This is a genomic window from Streptomyces sp. NPDC090045 (assembly GCF_044747975.1).
Lineage (GTDB): Bacteria > Actinomycetota > Actinomycetes > Streptomycetales > Streptomycetaceae > Streptomyces.
Genome location: NZ_JBIVFA010000011.1, coordinates 1 through 15,229 on the forward strand (window position 1 = coordinate 1; position 15,229 = coordinate 15,229).

Here is a 15,229-nt window from a genome sequence, read left to right on the forward strand (position 1 = left end):
GCCTACGTCGAACAAGACCTCCACGAAATCTACGAAGGCGAAGTCCGCTACGCCCGCGACGCCTTCGAAGGCCTGCGCCTCATGGACGCCCTGATCGCCGTCAAGCGCGGCGTCCCCGGCGCCTCCCTCCCCGAGCTCAAGCAGCGCCGCGTCGCCAAGCGCGACACCCCGGTCCTCCAGGTGGACGAGCCGGAGGAGACCGGTGGCCGCTCCGACGTGTCCGTCGACAACCCGGTCCCGACCCCGCCGTTCTGGGGCACCCGCGTCGTCAAGGGCATCCCGCTCAAGGACTACGCCTCCTGGCTCGACGAAGGCGCCCTCTTCAAGGGCCAGTGGGGCCTCAAGCAGGCCCGCGCGGGCGGGGCCACGTACGAGGAGCTCGTCGAGAGCGAGGGCCGCCCGCGCCTGCGCGGCCTCCTGGACAAGCTGCACACCGAGAACCTCCTCGAGGCCGCGGTCGTCTACGGGTACTTCCCCTGCGTGTCCAAGGGCGAGGACCTGATCATCCTGGACGAGGCGGGCAACGAGCGGACCCGTTTCACCTTCCCGCGCCAGCGCCGCGGCCGCCGCCTGTGCCTGGCGGACTTCTTCCGCCCGGAGGAGTCCGGCGAGACCGACGTCGTCGGCCTCCAGGTGGTCACCGTCGGTTCGAGGATCGGCGAGGCCACGGCCAAGCTCTTCGAGTCCGACTCCTACCGCGAGTACCTGGAGCTGCACGGCCTGTCCGTGCAGCTCGCCGAGGCCATGGCCGAGTACTGGCACGCCCGCGTCCGCGCCGAGCTCGGCTTCGGCGGCGAGGACCCGGCCCAGGTCGAGGACATGTTCGACCTCAAGTACCGCGGCGCCCGGTTCTCCCTCGGCTACGGGGCCTGCCCCGACCTGGAGGACCGCGCGAAGATCGCCGACCTCCTCCAGCCGGAGCGGATCGGCGTCCACCTGTCGGAGGAGTTCCAGCTCCACCCGGAGCAGTCCACCGACGCGATCGTGATCCACCACCCCGAAGCGAAGTATTTCAACGCACGCTGAGGTCAACCGACGTACACTTGTCGGTCCCATACAGGCCGGTCGCCTGTTCCCAGGGGAATGCCCCGCGGGAAGAGGTGACCGGCCTTCTCGTCCCTTCTGAGAGGTCCGCGCATGACGAGCACCATTCCCGCCCCCGTCGCCCGTACGGCCGACGGCTCGGCCCTGCAGGCGGTGCTCCTCGACATGGACGGCACCCTGGTCGACACCGAGGGCTTCTGGTGGGAGATCGAGGCGGAGATCTTCCAGGAGCTGGGCCACCGGCTCGACGAGTCCTGGCGCGACGTGGTCGTGGGCGGCCCGATGAGCCGCAGCGCGGCCTTCCTGATCGAGTCCACCGGCGCCGCCATCGGCCTCGCCGAGCTGAGCGTCCTGCTCAACGAGCGCTTCGAGGCCCGCATCGCCGACCGGGTGCCGCTGATGCCGGGCGCCGAGCGGCTGCTGTCCGAGCTGGCCCGGCACAACGTGCCCACCGCCCTCGTCTCCGCCTCGCACCGCCGGGTCATCGACCAGGTCCTGCTCACCCTCGGCCGGGACCGCTTCACGATGACGGTCGCCGGAGACGAGGTCGCCCGTACCAAGCCGCACCCGGACCCGTACCTGCTCGCTGCGCGGACGCTGGGCGCCCACCCCTCGCGCTGTGCGGTCATCGAGGACACCAGCACCGGGGTGGCGGCCGCCGAGGCCGCCGGCTGCCGGGTCGTGGCGATCCCCTCGGTGGGCGTGATCGAACCGGCTCCGGGACGTACGGTCGTGCGCTCGCTGGAGGACGTGGACCTGGCGTTCCTGCGCTCCCTCATCGCCCCGATGAACTGAGCGGGAGCCCGCACCGCCGTGGCACCCCCCCCGGTTACCCACGGCAACCTCGGCACGCATCCCCAGATGCCGACACGGACCGACACCTTCTGGGCACGCTCCGTACCGAACGGAACGCCTGCGAGATGAAGGTCCTGCGGAAGGATCTTCCGTCACAGGCCCCGGAGGCTGAAATTCCATCCTCCTCCGGGGTGGTTGCTCAGAGTGAGCTTGGTCACGCGCCAAACCCCCCAAGGGCCTGTCCAGGGGCCCCAGGGCCTTCCCTTGTGTCCGGATTGATTAGTCACTGACCGAATCTGCGCACCCCTGCGCATGAACAGGCAGTTCGCTCCCATCACGGTGCGATTACACCGCAAGTCCGGCCAGTTCCAGCCATCCCGTCCCGGGCCACTAATGTCAACGCGGGCACCAAGCCGCACCTCTGCCGTCCCGGGCGCACACCCCTGTGCCGGGACCGCGTGGACCGATCGTCACTTCACCGGCCCGATCGTTCCGCCCTGAACGGGCGACCGTCGCGAAGTGCCCTTTACGCCGCTTTGAGCAAGTGCCGGTTACAGGGAGTACTTCCAGCATGAACCGCAAGACCATGGTGCTGACGGCCGCGGCCGGACTGCTCACCCCCGTACTCGCCGCATGCGGCAGCGCGAGCGGCGGAGGAGCAGGATCCGGAGCGATCGTCGTCGGGACCACCGACCGGTTCGAAGCCGCAGACTTCGCTCCCGCCCCCTTCGACCCGGCCTACGCCTACGACGCCGGCGCCTGGAACGTCCTGCGCCAGACCGTCCAGACGCTGATGCACACCCCGCGCGGCGGCGGCCAGCCCGTCCCCGAAGCGGCCTCCGCCTGCCGCTTCACCGACGCCAGCAACGAGAGCTACCGCTGCACCCTGCGCCCCGGCCTCAAGTTCGCCGGCGGTGACCCGCTCACCGCCAAGGACGTCAAGTTCTCCATCGACCGCGTCCTCGCGATCAAGGACGAGAACGGCCCCTCCTCGCTGCTCTCCACCCTCGACAGCGTCGAGGTCAAGGGCGCCGACACCGTCGTCTTCCACCTGAAGACCCCGGACGCGACCTTCCCGTACAAGCTCTCCACCCCCGCCGCCGGCATCGTCAGCGAGAAGACCTACGACGCCAAGAAGCTCCGCGAGGGCTTCTCCGTGGACGGCTCCGGCCCGTACACGATGAAGGCCGAAGTCAAGGACAACCGGCTCGTCCGCGCCGTCTTCAGCAAGAACCCGAACTACAAGGGCGACATCAAGCTGCAGAACGACAAGGTCGAACTGCGCACCTTCGCCGACTCCCGGGCCATGGGCAAGGCACTCACCGACGGGAAGATCCACATGGTCTCCCGCACCCTGTCGCCCGCCCAGATCACCGAGTACTCCGCCCAGCCGCCCAAGGGCGTCAAGCTCGTCCCGATGCCCGGCCTGGAGATCCGCTACATCGGCTTCAACACCGACGCGCCGGTCGTCAAGGACAAGGCCGTGCGCCAGGCCCTCGCCGCCGCCGTCGACCGCGGCGCACTCATCTCCAAGGTCTACGGCAAGTCCGCGCAGCCGCTCTACTCGCTGGTCCCCACCACCGTGACCGGCCACGTCAACTCCTTCTACAACAAGTACGGCGAGGCCAACACGGCCAAGGCCGCCGCACTGCTGAAGGAAGCCGGGATCAAGACCCCGGTCAAGCTGACCCTGCACTACACCAACGACCACTACGGCGACGGCACGGCCGCCGAGTTCGAGGCCCTCAAGGCCCAGCTCAACTCCACCCAGCTCTTCGACATCACCGTCCAGGGCAGTGAGTGGGCAGAATTCCGTCCCGCGCAGAAGAAGGGCGACCACGCCGCCTACGGGCTCGGCTGGTTCCCCGACTACGCGGACGCCGACAACTTCCTCGCTCCGTTCCTGGAGCAGGACAACTTCCTGGGCACGCCGTACGCCAACAACGCGGTGCGCACCAGGCTCATCCCCGAATCGCGGCGCGCCGCCGACCGAGGCGTCGCCGTCCCCGCGATCACGGAGATGCAGGACATCGTCGCCGAGGACGTGCCCGTCCTGCCCCTGTGGCAGGGCCGGCAGTACGTCGCCGCACGCGACGGGATCACCGGAGTGGAGTGGTCGGTCAACGCCATCTCCGACCTCCAGCTGTGGGAGCTCGGCCGCGGCGTAAGCGGCTGAGCAAGGCAACGACCGGCAGCGGGTGTCGCGAGCCGGGCAACGAAACAGTTCGACTGTGAAGGACGTTCGCGTGAATCGACGTAACCAGTGGCTGGCGGCTCCGCTCGGCGCAGCCACCGCCGCCGCGCTGCTCAGCGGTTGCGGTTCGACCGATGGCTCCAATGCCGGCAGCGGCAAGGGCGTGGTCATGGGCATATCCGACAAGGTGAAGTCCACCGACCCGGCCTCGGGCTACGACCCGGGCTCCTGGCTGCTCTTCAACAACGTCTTCCAGTCGCTGCTGAGCTTCCCCAAGGGCGGTACCACCCCCGAGCCCGACGCCGCGCAGACCTGCGGCTTCGAGGGCGCGGACAGCAAGCTCTACAAGTGCACCCTGAAGGCCGGCCTGAAGTTCAGCAACGGCCACAGCCTCACCTCGAAGGACGTCAAGTTCTCCTTCGAGCGCACGCTGAAGATCAACGACGAGAACGGCCCGGCCGTGATGCTCTCGTCGATCGCCGGCATCGACGCCCCCGACGACAAGACCGTCGTCTTCCGCCTCAAGACCTCCGACGCGACCTTCCCCAGCAAGATCGCGTCCGGTGCGGGCTCCATCGTCGACCACAGCGAGTACCCCTCGGACAAGCTGCGCACGGACAACAAGGCGATCGGCTCCGGCGTCTACAAGCTCGACTCGTTCAGCGACAAGAGCGCCAGCTTCTCGGTCAACGACTCCTACACCGGCAAGGCCAAGGCCAAGAACACCGGCGTCACGCTGAAGTTCTTCAACGGCGACCAGAGCGGCCTCAAGAAGGTCCTGGAGAGCGGGGACGTGGACTTCGCGTTCCGCGGCCTCGCCGCCAAGGACATCGCCGCCCTCGCCTCGACCAAGACCGGCGACAACAAGGTCGACGTCGTCCAGGGCACCGGCGCCGAGGTCGAGCACATGGTCTTCAACGTCAACGACCCCGTCGTCGGCAAGCTGCCCGTCCGCAAGGCCATCGCCTACCTCGTCGACCGCGAGGCGCTCGTCCGGGACGTGTACGCGGGCACCGCCACCGCGCTCTACTCCATCGTGCCGACCGGCATCGCCGGCCACACCACCCCGTTCTTCGACCGCTACGGCGGCTCCCCCCAGCCCGAGAAGGCCAAGGCCGTCCTCAAGGCCGCCGGCATCAACGGCAAGGTCAAGCTGACCCTGTACTCCACCCCGTCCCGCTACGGCCCCTCCACCGACCAGCAGTTCGAGGTCATCGCCAAGCAGCTCAACGAGAGCGGCCTCTTCGACGCCGACGTCAAGTCCGTCGAGTTCGAGCAGTACGAGAAGGACATCCAGGACGGCAAGTACGGCGTCTACGTGAAGGGCTGGGTCCCCGACTACCCGGACGCCGACAACTTCACGCAGCCGTTCTTCGGCCCGGACAACGTCCTGAACAACAACTACGAGAACAAGGAGATCACCGGGACGATCATCCCGTCGACCTCCGCCAAGTCCGACCGCACCGCGGCCAACACGGACTACAACCGCCTCCAGGACATCGTCGCCGACGAGCTCCCGCTCCTCCCGCTCTGGCAGGGCAAGCAGTACGCCGTCACCCGCCAGAACGTGAGCGGCCTCCAGTGGTCCCTCGACGCCTCGACCGTCTTCCGCTTCTGGGAGATCAGCAAGGGCTGACCCCTACCGGGCCACGCACAACGGGCCGGCAGCCGCACCACGCGGCTGCCGGCCCGTTCGCGTCCCCCCGGCCACTACTGGGCGCCGGGACGCACCAGACCGCTCTCGTACGCGTACACCGCCGCCTGGACCCGGTCGCGCAGCCCCAGCTTCGTCAGCACGTGCCCCACATGCGTCTTGACCGTCGTCTCGCTCACGAACAGGTCCGCCGCGATCTCCGCGTTCGACAGCCCCCGGGCCACCAGCTTCAGCACCTCGACCTCACGCTCGGTCAGCGTCCCCAACGAGTCCGGGACGCTCTCCTCACCCGACGGCAGATGCCCCGCGTACTTGTCCAGCAGCCGCCGCGTGATGCTCGGCGCGAGCATCGCCTCACCACCCGCCACCACCCGGATCGCCTGCACCAGCTCCGCGGCCGGCGCATCCTTCAACAGGAACCCGCTCGCCCCCGCCCGCAGCGCCTCCACCACGTACTCGTCCAGATCGAACGTCGTCAGCACCAGCACCTTCGCCGGCCCGTCCCGCCCCGGACCGGTGATCTGCCGGGTCGCCTCCACCCCGTCCATCCGCGGCATCCGGATGTCCATCAGCACCACATCGGGCTGCAGCGCCCGCACCTGGTCCAGCGCCTGCAGACCGTCCCCGGCCTCACCGACCACCGCCAGGTCCTCCTCGGCCTCCAGGATCATCCGGAAGCCGGTGCGCAGAAGGGGCTGGTCGTCGACCAGCAGGACGCGGATGGCCACGGGGTCTACCTCGTATTCGTCGGACGGCTACGGCGGGCCCGTCCATTCTGCCCTGATCCGACGATCATGATTCCGCCGGGCGCTCCGACCCCGGCCGCGGGCCGATCACCAGCGGATACGGCGGGGGAGTCCCCCCGAACTCCGGACACACCGCCTGATGATCACACCAGCCGCACAGCTTCGTCGGCCGCGGCCGCCACTCACCCGACTCCGTCGCCTCCCGGATCGCCTCCCACAACGCGAGCAGCTTCCGCTCCACCCGCTCCAGGTCCGCCACCACCGGGTCGTACGTCAACACGTCCCCACTGCCCAGATACACCAGCTGCAGCCGCCGCGGCACCACCCGCTTCAGCCGCCACACCACCAGCGCGTAGAACTTCATCTGGAACAACGCACCCTCGGCATACTCCGGCCGCGGCGCCTTGCCCGTCTTGTAGTCGACGATCCGCACCTCACCCGTCGGCGCCACGTCCACCCGGTCGATGATCCCCCGCAACCGGAGCCCCGACTCCAGCTCCGTCTCCACGAAGAACTCCCGCTCCACCGGCTCCAGCCGCGTCGGATCCTCCAGCGTGAACCAGCGCTCGACCAGCGCCTCCGCCTCCGTCAGCCACCGCGCCAGCCCCGCCCCCTCGTCACCCTCCGGGAACAGCTCCGTCAGCTCCGGCTTCGCCTCCAGCAACCGGTCCCACTGCCCCGGAACCAACTCCTTCGCCCGCGGAACCGTCCGCTCCGGCGCCGGATGATCGAAGAGCCGCTCCAGCACCGCATGCACCAGCGTCCCGCGGGTAGCCGCCGCACTGGGCTTCTCCGGCAACCTGTCGATCACCCGAAACCGGTACAGCAGAGGGCACTGCATGAAATCACTCGCCCGCGAAGGGGAGAGCGAAGCGGGCGCCACAGCACTCGGCGTCGCGGCATCGGCTGCGCCTGGCACAGCACCGGGGCTCGTCGTCATGGACAAAACCCTACGACCCGCCACCGACAGCACGCGCATACCATCGACGCCGGACCCCCTCGCACTGCATGATCGGAGCATCACAGCCCGCTTACGCACTGCGGACCACACTGGAAACACCGATCCCCGGAACTCCCTCCCGGGGCACCCCGAGGAACGAAGGACAGCCGTGGCAGACACCGACGAAACCGGCGAGCGCGCGGGCCGGCGCTCCGGACCGGGCGGCGGACTCCTCATGGGCCGCCCCTTCGGCGTACCCGTCTACGTCTCGCCCAGCTGGTTCCTCGTCGCCGCCCTCATCACCTGGGTCTTCGGCGACCAGCTCGACCGCGTCCTGCCCGACCTCGGACCCGTCCGCTACCTCGTCTCCCTCTTCTTCGCCGTCGCCTTCTACGCCTCCGTCCTCGTCCACGAACTCGCGCACACCGTCGCCGCCCTCCGCTTCAAACTCCCCGTGCGCCGCATCCAGCTCCAGTTCTTCGGCGGAGTCTCCGAGATCGAAAAGGAATCCGAGACACCCGGCCGCGAATTCGTCCTCGCCTTCGTCGGCCCCCTGCTCTCCCTCGTCCTCACCGGAGCCTTCTACCTCGGCATGAAGGCCGTCGACCCGGCCACCGTCCCCGGCGTCCTCCTCGCCGGCCTGATGATCTCCAACCTCCTCGTCGCCGCCTTCAACCTGCTCCCCGGCCTCCCCCTCGACGGCGGCCGCATGCTCCGCGCCGTCATCTGGGGCATCACCGGCAAACCCATGACCGGCACCGTCGCCGCCGCCTGGGTCGGCCGCGGCCTCGCCATCGCCGTCCTCCTCGGCCTCCCCCTCCTCACCCACACCGGCGTCCTCGGCAACCGCACCTCGGAAATCGGCGGCATGAACACCGTCATGGACGCCCTCCTCGCCGCCATCCTCGCCGGCATCATCTGGACCGGCGCCGGCAACAGCCTGCGCATGGCCCGCCTGCGCGAACACCTCCCCGAACTACGCGCCCGCACCCTCACCCGCCGCGCCATCCCCGTCGAGAACGCCACCCCCCTCTCCGAAGCCCTCCGCCGGGCCAACGAAGCAGGAGCACGCGCCCTCGTCGTCGTCGACGGCCACGGCGACCCCACCGCCATCGTCCGCGAGAGCGCCATCGCCTCCGTCCCCGAACACCGCCGCCCCTGGGTCGCCGTCAGCACCCTCGCCCAGGACCTCACCGACGGCATGAAGGTTTCCGCGGAACTCACCGGCGAAGAACTCCTCGACCGCCTCCGCGCCAACCCCGCCACCGAGTACCTCGTCCTCGAACCCGGCGGCGCCATCTACGGCGTCCTGTCCACCCTCGACGTCGAAAAGGCCTTCGTGAAGGCCATGGCACGGCCCCAGTCCTGAAGCCAATACACTGGTCACATGTCCGAACCGACCGGTGCCGCCCGCCGACGCGGGCCCTTCGAGGTCGGGGACCAGGTTCAGCTCACCGACCCCAAGGGCCGCCACTACACGTTCACGCTCGAAGCCGGGAAGAATTTCCACACCCACAAGGGTTCCTTCCCCCACGACGAGCTGATCGGTGCCCCCGAGGGCAGTGTTGTCCGCACCACGGGCAACGTCGCCTACCTCGCGCTGCGTCCCCTGCTCCCCGACTATGTCCTGTCCATGCCCCGCGGCGCCGCCGTGGTCTACCCGAAGGACGCCGGCCAGATCCTGGCCTTCGCCGACATCTTCCCCGGCGCCCGCGTCGTGGAAGCAGGTGTCGGCTCCGGCTCCCTGAGCAGCTTCCTGCTGCGCGCCATCGGCGACCAGGGCATGCTCCACAGCTACGAGCGCCGCGCGGACTTCGCCGAGATCGCCACCGCCAACGTGGAACGCTACTTCGGCGGACCCCACCCGGCCTGGCAGCTGACCGTCGGCGACCTCCAGGACAACCTGTCCGACACGGACGTCGACCGCGTCATCCTCGACATGCTCGCCCCCTGGGAATGCCTGGAGGCCGTCTCCAAGGCCCTGGTGCCCGGCGGCATCCTCTGCTGCTACGTGGCCACCACCACCCAGCTGTCCAAGACCGTCGAGTCCATCCGCGAGATCGGCTGCTTCGCCGAGCCGCAGCCCTGGGAATCGATGATCCGCAACTGGCACGTCGAAGGCCTGGCCGTCCGCCCGGACCACCGCATGATCGGCCACACCGGCTTCCTCGTCACCGCCCGCCGCCTCGCGGACGGCGTCGAGCCCCCCATGCGCCGCCGCCGCCCCGCCAAGGGCGCCTACGGCGAGGACTACGACGGACCCGGCAGCGACCGCTCCGCGTAACCCCACCGCCGACCCAACACGAAGGCGCTGTGGCACAGTTCCCCCGGCCAACCGGGAACTGCGCCACAGCGCCTTTTCGTTGTCCCCGTGCCGACCCCGTCCCGTCCGCCCCCGCGGCTCACACCGCACCGGATCCAACGGGACCGGACCCGGCCGTTCCACCTCCGTGTGAGGTATGGCACGATGCTGGCTCCCCGTCACCCTTCGCACAGGAGACACCCCGCGTGCTGCACAGCCCCGCCGAGCTGACGCCGACCCCGGACACCCTGGCGCACAGCATGGCCAGGCCCCTCCACTGGCTCGCCACGGCCACCGCCATGGCCGCCGTCATAGCCACCGCGGGACTCGTACAGCCGGCCACCGGCACCCCCGCCGCCACGCCGGACCCCACCGCGAACGGCCCCCAGGCCGCCGCTCCCGACCCCGCGGCCGCCACCTACCCCCTCGACTGCAAGGGCGCCCCGCAGACCGTCACGGCCACCGCCCAGGGCGACCTCGACGGCGACGGCCGCCCCGAGACCGTGGCCGCCGTCCGCTGCGAAGCCGGCTCGGGCACCCCGCCCCACGCGATCTACGTCCTCGTCCAGGACCGCACCGAAGGCGCCCGCCCCCGCGTCGTCGCCACCCTCCTCGACCCCGGACAACGCCAGACCGCCACGGAACTCACCGTGCGCGACCGCACCGTCACCGCGAACCTCCTCGGCTACTCCGCACCCGAGGTCCCGCGCTGCTGCCCCGACAAGAAGCAGCTCGCCAAGTGGCGCTGGAGCGACGGAAAATTCCGCCAGGAGCTGACGGACTCAGCCGCCAGAAGTGTTTGAAGCGTCACTCCGCGTCAGGACCGAAGACTTCCACCCTGTCCGAAACGCGCCTTACGTGAATACAGTCCCCCGGGCATTCCTTCGCCGAGTCGACCACGTCCTGGAGCAGCGTCAGCGGAACCGGAGTGCTCGCCCCCGCCTCCTGCAACAGCTCGTCCTCGGGACTCTTCACGTACGCCAGACCATCGATGTCCAGCTCGAACACCTCGGGCGCGTACTGCACGCAGATGCCGTCCCCGGTGCAGAGGTCCTGGTCGATCCAGACCTCAAGCGGCTCGCCGGCCTCACCGGCCGCGCCCGTCGGAGCCTCGTGCTGCACGGTCATATCTCCTGCCGTTCCCTGCGCTGAGTGATCCATCCCGGTCACAACCCGCAGCAAGTCGCGCGAGCCCTGACGGGTGTTGAACAGTTCGACCTTACAACCGGCCGCTTCCCGAGTTTGATGGGTGGGTATTTCCTTGGCGTGAGGGAGTACGCAAGGGTGAAGATCGGACACACCTCTACCGTCTTTGTGATCTAGGGGTTTCAATCACCACCAGCCCAGGTAGGGTCAGGAAGCGTCCAGCTCCCCTTGGAGGAGGTGAGGACCGTGGCAGCCCACGACGACGACATCAACCGCGGCATCCGGCCCGGGCGAGGGTCTGAGGACCCCGCCGGCCAGGTTGCCTATCTCGAGCAGGAAATCGCCGTCCTGCGACGTAAGCTCGCCGACTCTCCGCGACACACGAGGATTCTCGAAGAGCGGATCGTCGAGCTGCAGACAAATCTTGCCGGCGTCTCCGCACAGAACGAACGACTCGCGAATACCCTCCGTGAGGCCCGTGACCAGATCGTGGCCCTCAAGGAAGAAGTCGACCGGCTCGCACAGCCGCCGGCCGGTTTCGGTGTCTTCCTGCAAGCCAACGAGGACGGCACCGTCGACATCTTCACCGGAGGTCGAAAGCTCCGCGTGAACGTCAGCCCCAGCGTCGACCCGGAAGACCTCCGGCGCGGCCAGGAGGTCATGCTCAACGAGGCCCTCAACGTGGTCGAGGCCATGGAATTCGAGCGGGCCGGGGACATCGTCACCCTCAAGGAGATCCTCGAGGACGGCGAGCGCGCCCTGGTCGTCGGGCACACCGACGAGGAGAGGGTGGTGAGGCTCGCCGAGCCGCTCCTGGACATCACCATCCGCCCCGGCGACGCCCTCCTGCTCGAACCCCGCTCCGGCTACGTCTACGAGGTCGTCCCCAAGAGCGAGGTCGAAGAACTCGTCCTCGAAGAGGTCCCCGACATCGACTACGACAAGATCGGCGGCCTGGGCGACCAGATCGAGCTGATCCGCGACGCGGTCGAGCTCCCGTACCTCTACCCGGACCTCTTCAAGGAACACGAACTGCGCCCGCCCAAGGGCATCCTGCTCTACGGCCCGCCCGGCTGCGGCAAGACGCTCATCGCCAAGGCCGTCGCCAACTCCCTTGCCAAGAAGGTCGCCGAGGTGACCGGCCAGCCCGCCGGGAAGTCCTACTTCCTGAACATCAAGGGCCCCGAACTCCTCAACAAGTACGTCGGCGAGACCGAGCGGCACATCCGCCTCGTCTTCCAGCGTGCCCGGGAGAAGGCGAGCGAGGGCACCCCCGTCATCGTCTTCTTCGACGAGATGGAATCCCTCTTCCGCACCCGCGGATCCGGAGTCAGCTCGGACGTGGAGAACACCATCGTCCCCCAGCTGCTCGCCGAGATCGACGGCGTGGAAGGCCTGGAGAACGTCATCGTCATCGGCGCCTCCAACCGCGAGGACATGATCGACCCGGCCATCCTGCGCCCCGGCCGCCTCGACGTGAAGATCAAGATCGAGCGCCCGGACGCCGAGGCCGCGAAGGACATCTTCGCGAAGTACCTCAAGGCCTCGCTGCCCCTGCACACGGACGACCTGTCCGAACACCAGGGCTCCAAGGACGGCACCGTCCACAGCATGATCCAGACCGTCGTCGAGCAGATGTACGCCGAAACCGAGGAAAACCGCTTCCTCGAGGTCACGTACGCCAACGGCGACAAGGAAGTCCTCTACTTCAAGGACTTCAACTCGGGCGCCATGATCCAGAACATCGTGGACCGTGCGAAGAAGATGGCGATCAAGGCCTTCCTCGAGCACAACCAGAAGGGCCTCCGGGTCTCCCACCTCCTCCAGGCGTGCGTGGACGAGTTCAAGGAGAACGAGGACCTGCCCAACACCACCAACCCGGACGACTGGGCCCGAATCTCCGGAAAGAAGGGAGAGCGGATCGTATTCATCCGCACCCTCGTCACCGGAAAGCAAGGCGCGGACACCGGACGCTCCATCGACACGGTGGCGAACACCGGTCAGTACCTCTGACGCGGAGCGGCTGCGGATGCCCTCCCCGGGCATCCGCAGCCGACTGCTTTACCCGACCGCTTTACCGGCCGCTTTTCAGCCGGTGAAAGGGCGGATTCAATGACGGAAATGATCTCCCCACGAGCGCGCAGTGGTTCTAGGCTCTTCCGTACCGCCGGACGCGCAGTGCGGGGACGGGCACCGCACAGGCACACGCACCGGAGCACCAGCGGTACTTGAGCGCCGCTCCCGAAGGGGAGCGCCGCCGGGCAAGGAGGGCCGCATGACCGTACGGCGAGTAATGGGGATCGAGACGGAGTACGGGATCTCCGTCCCGGGGCACCCGAACGCCAATGCCATGCTCACCTCGTCCCAGATCGTCAACGCCTACGCGGCGGCGATGCACCGGGCGCGACGCGCCCGCTGGGACTTCGAGGAGGAGAATCCGCTGCGGGACGCCCGCGGCTTCGACCTCGCCCGCGAGGCCGCCGACAACAGCCAGCTCACCGACGAGGACATCGGCCTCGCCAACGTCATCCTCACCAACGGCGCACGGCTCTACGTCGACCACGCGCACCCCGAGTACAGCTCGCCGGAGATCACCAACCCGCTCGACGCCGTGCTCTGGGACAAGGCCGGCGAGCGGATCATGGCCGAGGCCGCCGTACGGGCCGCCCAGCTGCCCGGCGCCCAGCCGATCCACCTCTACAAGAACAACACCGACAACAAGGGCGCCTCCTACGGCACGCACGAGAACTACCTGATGAAGCGGGAGACCCCCTTCTCGGAGATCGTGCGCCACCTGACCCCCTTCTTCGTCTCCCGGCAGGTCGTGACCGGCGCCGGCCGCGTCGGCATCGGCCAGGACGGCCGCGACCACGGCTTCCAGATCAGCCAGCGCGCCGACTACTTCGAGGTCGAGGTCGGCCTGGAGACCACCCTCAAGCGCCCCATCATCAACACCCGGGACGAGCCGCACTCCGACGCCGAGAAGTACCGCCGGCTCCACGTGATCATCGGCGACGCCAACCTCTCCGAGATCTCCACGTACCTGAAGCTCGGCACGACCGCACTTGTCCTGTCCATGATCGAAGACGGGTTCATCAACGTCGACCTCGCCGTCGACCAGCCCGTACGCACCCTCCACCAGGTCTCCCACGACCCCGACCTGAAGCACCTCATCACGCTGCGCAGCGGCCGGACACTGACCGCGGTGCAACTGCAGATGGAGTACTTCGAGCTGGCCCGCAAGTACGTGGAGGAGCGTTTCGGCTCCGACGCGGACGAGCAGACCAAGGATGTGCTGGTCCGCTGGGAGGACGTGCTGGGCCGGCTGGAGAGCGACCCGATGAGCCTGTCGGGCGAGCTGGACTGGATCGCCAAGCGGGAGATCCTGGAGGGCTACCGGCGCCGGGACGGGCTGGGCTGGGACGCGGCGCGGCTGCACCTGGTCGACCTCCAGTACTCGGACGTACGGCCCGAGAAGGGTCTCTACAACCGCCTGGTGGCCCGGGGCAAGATGAAGCGCCTGGTGGAGGAGCCGGCGGTGGAGCGGGCACAGAGCAAGCCCCCGGAGGACACCCGGGCCTACTTCCGCGGCCGCTGCCTGGAGCAGTACGCGGACGACGTGGCCGCGGCGTCCTGGGACTCGGTGATCTTCGACCTTCCCGGCCGGGACTCGCTCCAGCGGGTCCCGACGCTGGAACCCCTGCGGGGGACCCGGAACCACGTCAAGGAGCTCCTGGACCGCTGCCGCACGGCGGAGGACCTGGTGCGGGTGCTTTCGGGGCAGTGAGCGGTGCCATGGGGGCCTGAAAAGGCCCCGGTCCGGGAATCATGAGGAGAACCGGACGTTGTGAAAGTGCGGGGACGAATGTCGGACCCTCCTAGTAAGGTCCGACATAGGGTCTGATCTTGAGAGATCCCGAATCCCGGGGTCTCTCGACGTGAGCGTGCGAACCGAGCGGGGTGAGGTAGACATGGCGACCAAGGACACCGGCGGCGGACAGCAGAAGGCGACGCGCTCGACCGAGGAGGTCGAGGAGGCCGCGGTCGAAGAATCGACCGACCTCAAGGAGCGCCAGGAAAAGCTCTCCGACGACGTCGACTCCGTACTTGACGAAATCGATGATGTGCTCGAGGAGAACGCCGAGGACTTCGTGCGATCCTTCGTTCAAAAGGGTGGCGAGTGATTTCATCTTCGAATCGAAGGTGATGGCCCCAGGGAGGGGTTGGGTGACAGGGGCTGTGAAGCGGTGTCCTCGCTGTGGTGCAGAGAAGCCTCGTGAGGCATTCGCGGCCAACCGTGCCGCGCGAGATGGCCTGCAGTGCTATTGCAGGCCGTGCGCGGCGGAGTATCACCAAGAGCGTCAGCTGGCCAAGGGGAAGAAGGTCCGCCCCTTGGTCGCGGCTCCAC

13 protein-coding genes are annotated in these 15,229 nt (G+C 68.4%); 10 read left to right on the forward strand and 3 right to left on the reverse strand.

The window, feature by feature from the left end; genetic code table 11:
• The 4 genes from ACIPYQ_RS26535 to ACIPYQ_RS26550 all read left to right on the forward strand — a co-directional run.
• Positions 1-1,026, forward strand: a 1,026-nt coding sequence (locus tag ACIPYQ_RS26535; RefSeq protein WP_401255800.1) for a vitamin B12 dependent-methionine synthase activation domain-containing protein, incomplete at its 5' end; no start/stop codon positions are given.
• A gap of 111 nt (positions 1,027-1,137) precedes the next feature.
• Positions 1,138-1,839 carry an HAD family hydrolase gene (locus tag ACIPYQ_RS26540; protein ID WP_401255803.1) on the forward strand — a complete coding sequence of 234 codons (702 nt, stop codon included), beginning with the start codon at positions 1,138-1,140 and terminating at the stop codon, positions 1,837-1,839.
• Between the two features lie 571 nt (positions 1,840-2,410).
• Positions 2,411-4,015 (forward strand): ABC transporter substrate-binding protein, encoded by a 1,605-nt coding sequence (locus ACIPYQ_RS26545; RefSeq protein WP_401255806.1) that lies wholly within the window; start codon positions 2,411-2,413, stop codon positions 4,013-4,015.
• 70 nt (positions 4,016-4,085) lie between these two features.
• Positions 4,086-5,669: an ABC transporter substrate-binding protein gene (locus ACIPYQ_RS26550; protein WP_361764873.1), complete on the forward strand. Its 1,584-nt coding sequence runs from the start codon at positions 4,086-4,088 to the stop codon at positions 5,667-5,669.
• Between the two features lie 74 nt (positions 5,670-5,743).
• On the opposite strand, the gene ACIPYQ_RS26555 is transcribed toward ACIPYQ_RS26550, so the two are convergent.
• Complete coding sequence (locus tag ACIPYQ_RS26555) at positions 5,744-6,415, reverse strand: response regulator transcription factor (protein ID WP_319730008.1); 672 nt, start codon at positions 6,413-6,415, stop codon at positions 5,744-5,746.
• Positions 6,416-6,479: 64 nt separating this feature from the next.
• On the reverse strand, positions 6,480-7,373 hold the full coding sequence (locus ACIPYQ_RS26560) for a RecB family exonuclease (protein ID WP_401255810.1): 894 nt from the start codon (positions 7,371-7,373) through the stop codon (positions 6,480-6,482).
• Between ACIPYQ_RS26560 and ACIPYQ_RS26565 the strand changes: the two genes are divergently transcribed.
• The 3 genes from ACIPYQ_RS26565 (at position 7,372) to ACIPYQ_RS26575 (ending at position 10,478) form a co-directional block, all read left to right on the forward strand.
• A complete protein-coding gene (locus tag ACIPYQ_RS26565) occupies positions 7,372-8,742 on the forward strand; it encodes a site-2 protease family protein (RefSeq protein WP_401255813.1) in 1,371 nt (456 codons plus the stop codon). The two genes, ACIPYQ_RS26560 and ACIPYQ_RS26565, sit on opposite strands and share 2 nt — an antisense overlap.
• 18 nt (positions 8,743-8,760) lie before the next feature.
• Positions 8,761-9,657: a tRNA (adenine-N1)-methyltransferase gene (locus ACIPYQ_RS26570; RefSeq protein ID WP_030016358.1), complete on the forward strand. Its 897-nt coding sequence runs from the start codon at positions 8,761-8,763 to the stop codon at positions 9,655-9,657.
• Between the two features lie 278 nt (positions 9,658-9,935).
• A complete protein-coding gene (locus tag ACIPYQ_RS26575; protein ID WP_401256363.1) occupies positions 9,936-10,478 on the forward strand; it encodes a hypothetical protein in 543 nt (180 codons plus the stop codon).
• Between the two features lie 4 nt (positions 10,479-10,482).
• On the opposite strand, the gene ACIPYQ_RS26580 is transcribed toward ACIPYQ_RS26575, so the two are convergent.
• Positions 10,483-10,803, reverse strand: coding sequence for a ferredoxin (locus ACIPYQ_RS26580; RefSeq protein ID WP_361764864.1), 321 nt, complete (start codon positions 10,801-10,803; stop codon positions 10,483-10,485).
• Between the two features lie 264 nt (positions 10,804-11,067).
• Here ACIPYQ_RS26580 and arc point away from each other — a divergent pair, with 264 nt between their 5' ends.
• From arc to ACIPYQ_RS26595, 3 genes are all read left to right on the forward strand, one after another.
• The gene (gene arc / locus ACIPYQ_RS26585) at positions 11,068-12,834 is read left to right on the forward strand and encodes a proteasome ATPase (protein ID WP_319730019.1); all 1,767 of its coding nucleotides are present in this window, start codon (positions 11,068-11,070) and stop codon (positions 12,832-12,834) included.
• A gap of 262 nt (positions 12,835-13,096) precedes the next feature.
• Positions 13,097-14,608 (forward strand): depupylase/deamidase Dop, encoded by a 1,512-nt coding sequence (dop, locus tag ACIPYQ_RS26590; protein ID WP_376619386.1) that lies wholly within the window; start codon positions 13,097-13,099, stop codon positions 14,606-14,608.
• Between the two features lie 184 nt (positions 14,609-14,792).
• The gene (locus ACIPYQ_RS26595) at positions 14,793-15,005 is read left to right on the forward strand and encodes a ubiquitin-like protein Pup (RefSeq protein WP_030233608.1); all 213 of its coding nucleotides are present in this window, start codon (positions 14,793-14,795) and stop codon (positions 15,003-15,005) included.
• Positions 15,006-15,229: the final 224 nt, after the last annotated feature.

Bases quoted from the DNA above. Each gene is read 5' to 3' on its own strand.
- dop (WP_376619386.1), top strand. From the start codon at position 13,097: ATGACCGTACGGCGAGTAATGGGGATCGAGACGGAGTACGGGATCTCC.
- ACIPYQ_RS26545 (WP_401255806.1), top strand. From the start codon at position 2,411: ATGAACCGCAAGACCATGGTGCTGACGGCCGCGGCCGGACTGCTCACC.
- ACIPYQ_RS26580 (WP_361764864.1), bottom strand. From the start codon at position 10,803: ATGACCGTGCAGCACGAGGCTCCGACGGGCGCGGCCGGTGAGGCCGGC.
- ACIPYQ_RS26560 (WP_401255810.1), bottom strand. From the start codon at position 7,373: ATGACGACGAGCCCCGGTGCTGTGCCAGGCGCAGCCGATGCCGCGACG.
- ACIPYQ_RS26540 (WP_401255803.1), top strand. From the start codon at position 1,138: ATGACGAGCACCATTCCCGCCCCCGTCGCCCGTACGGCCGACGGCTCG.
- ACIPYQ_RS26575 (WP_401256363.1), top strand. From the start codon at position 9,936: ATGGCCAGGCCCCTCCACTGGCTCGCCACGGCCACCGCCATGGCCGCC.
- ACIPYQ_RS26565 (WP_401255813.1), top strand. From the start codon at position 7,372: ATGGACAAAACCCTACGACCCGCCACCGACAGCACGCGCATACCATCG.
- ACIPYQ_RS26595 (WP_030233608.1), top strand. From the start codon at position 14,793: ATGGCGACCAAGGACACCGGCGGCGGACAGCAGAAGGCGACGCGCTCG.
- ACIPYQ_RS26570 (WP_030016358.1), top strand. From the start codon at position 8,761: ATGTCCGAACCGACCGGTGCCGCCCGCCGACGCGGGCCCTTCGAGGTC.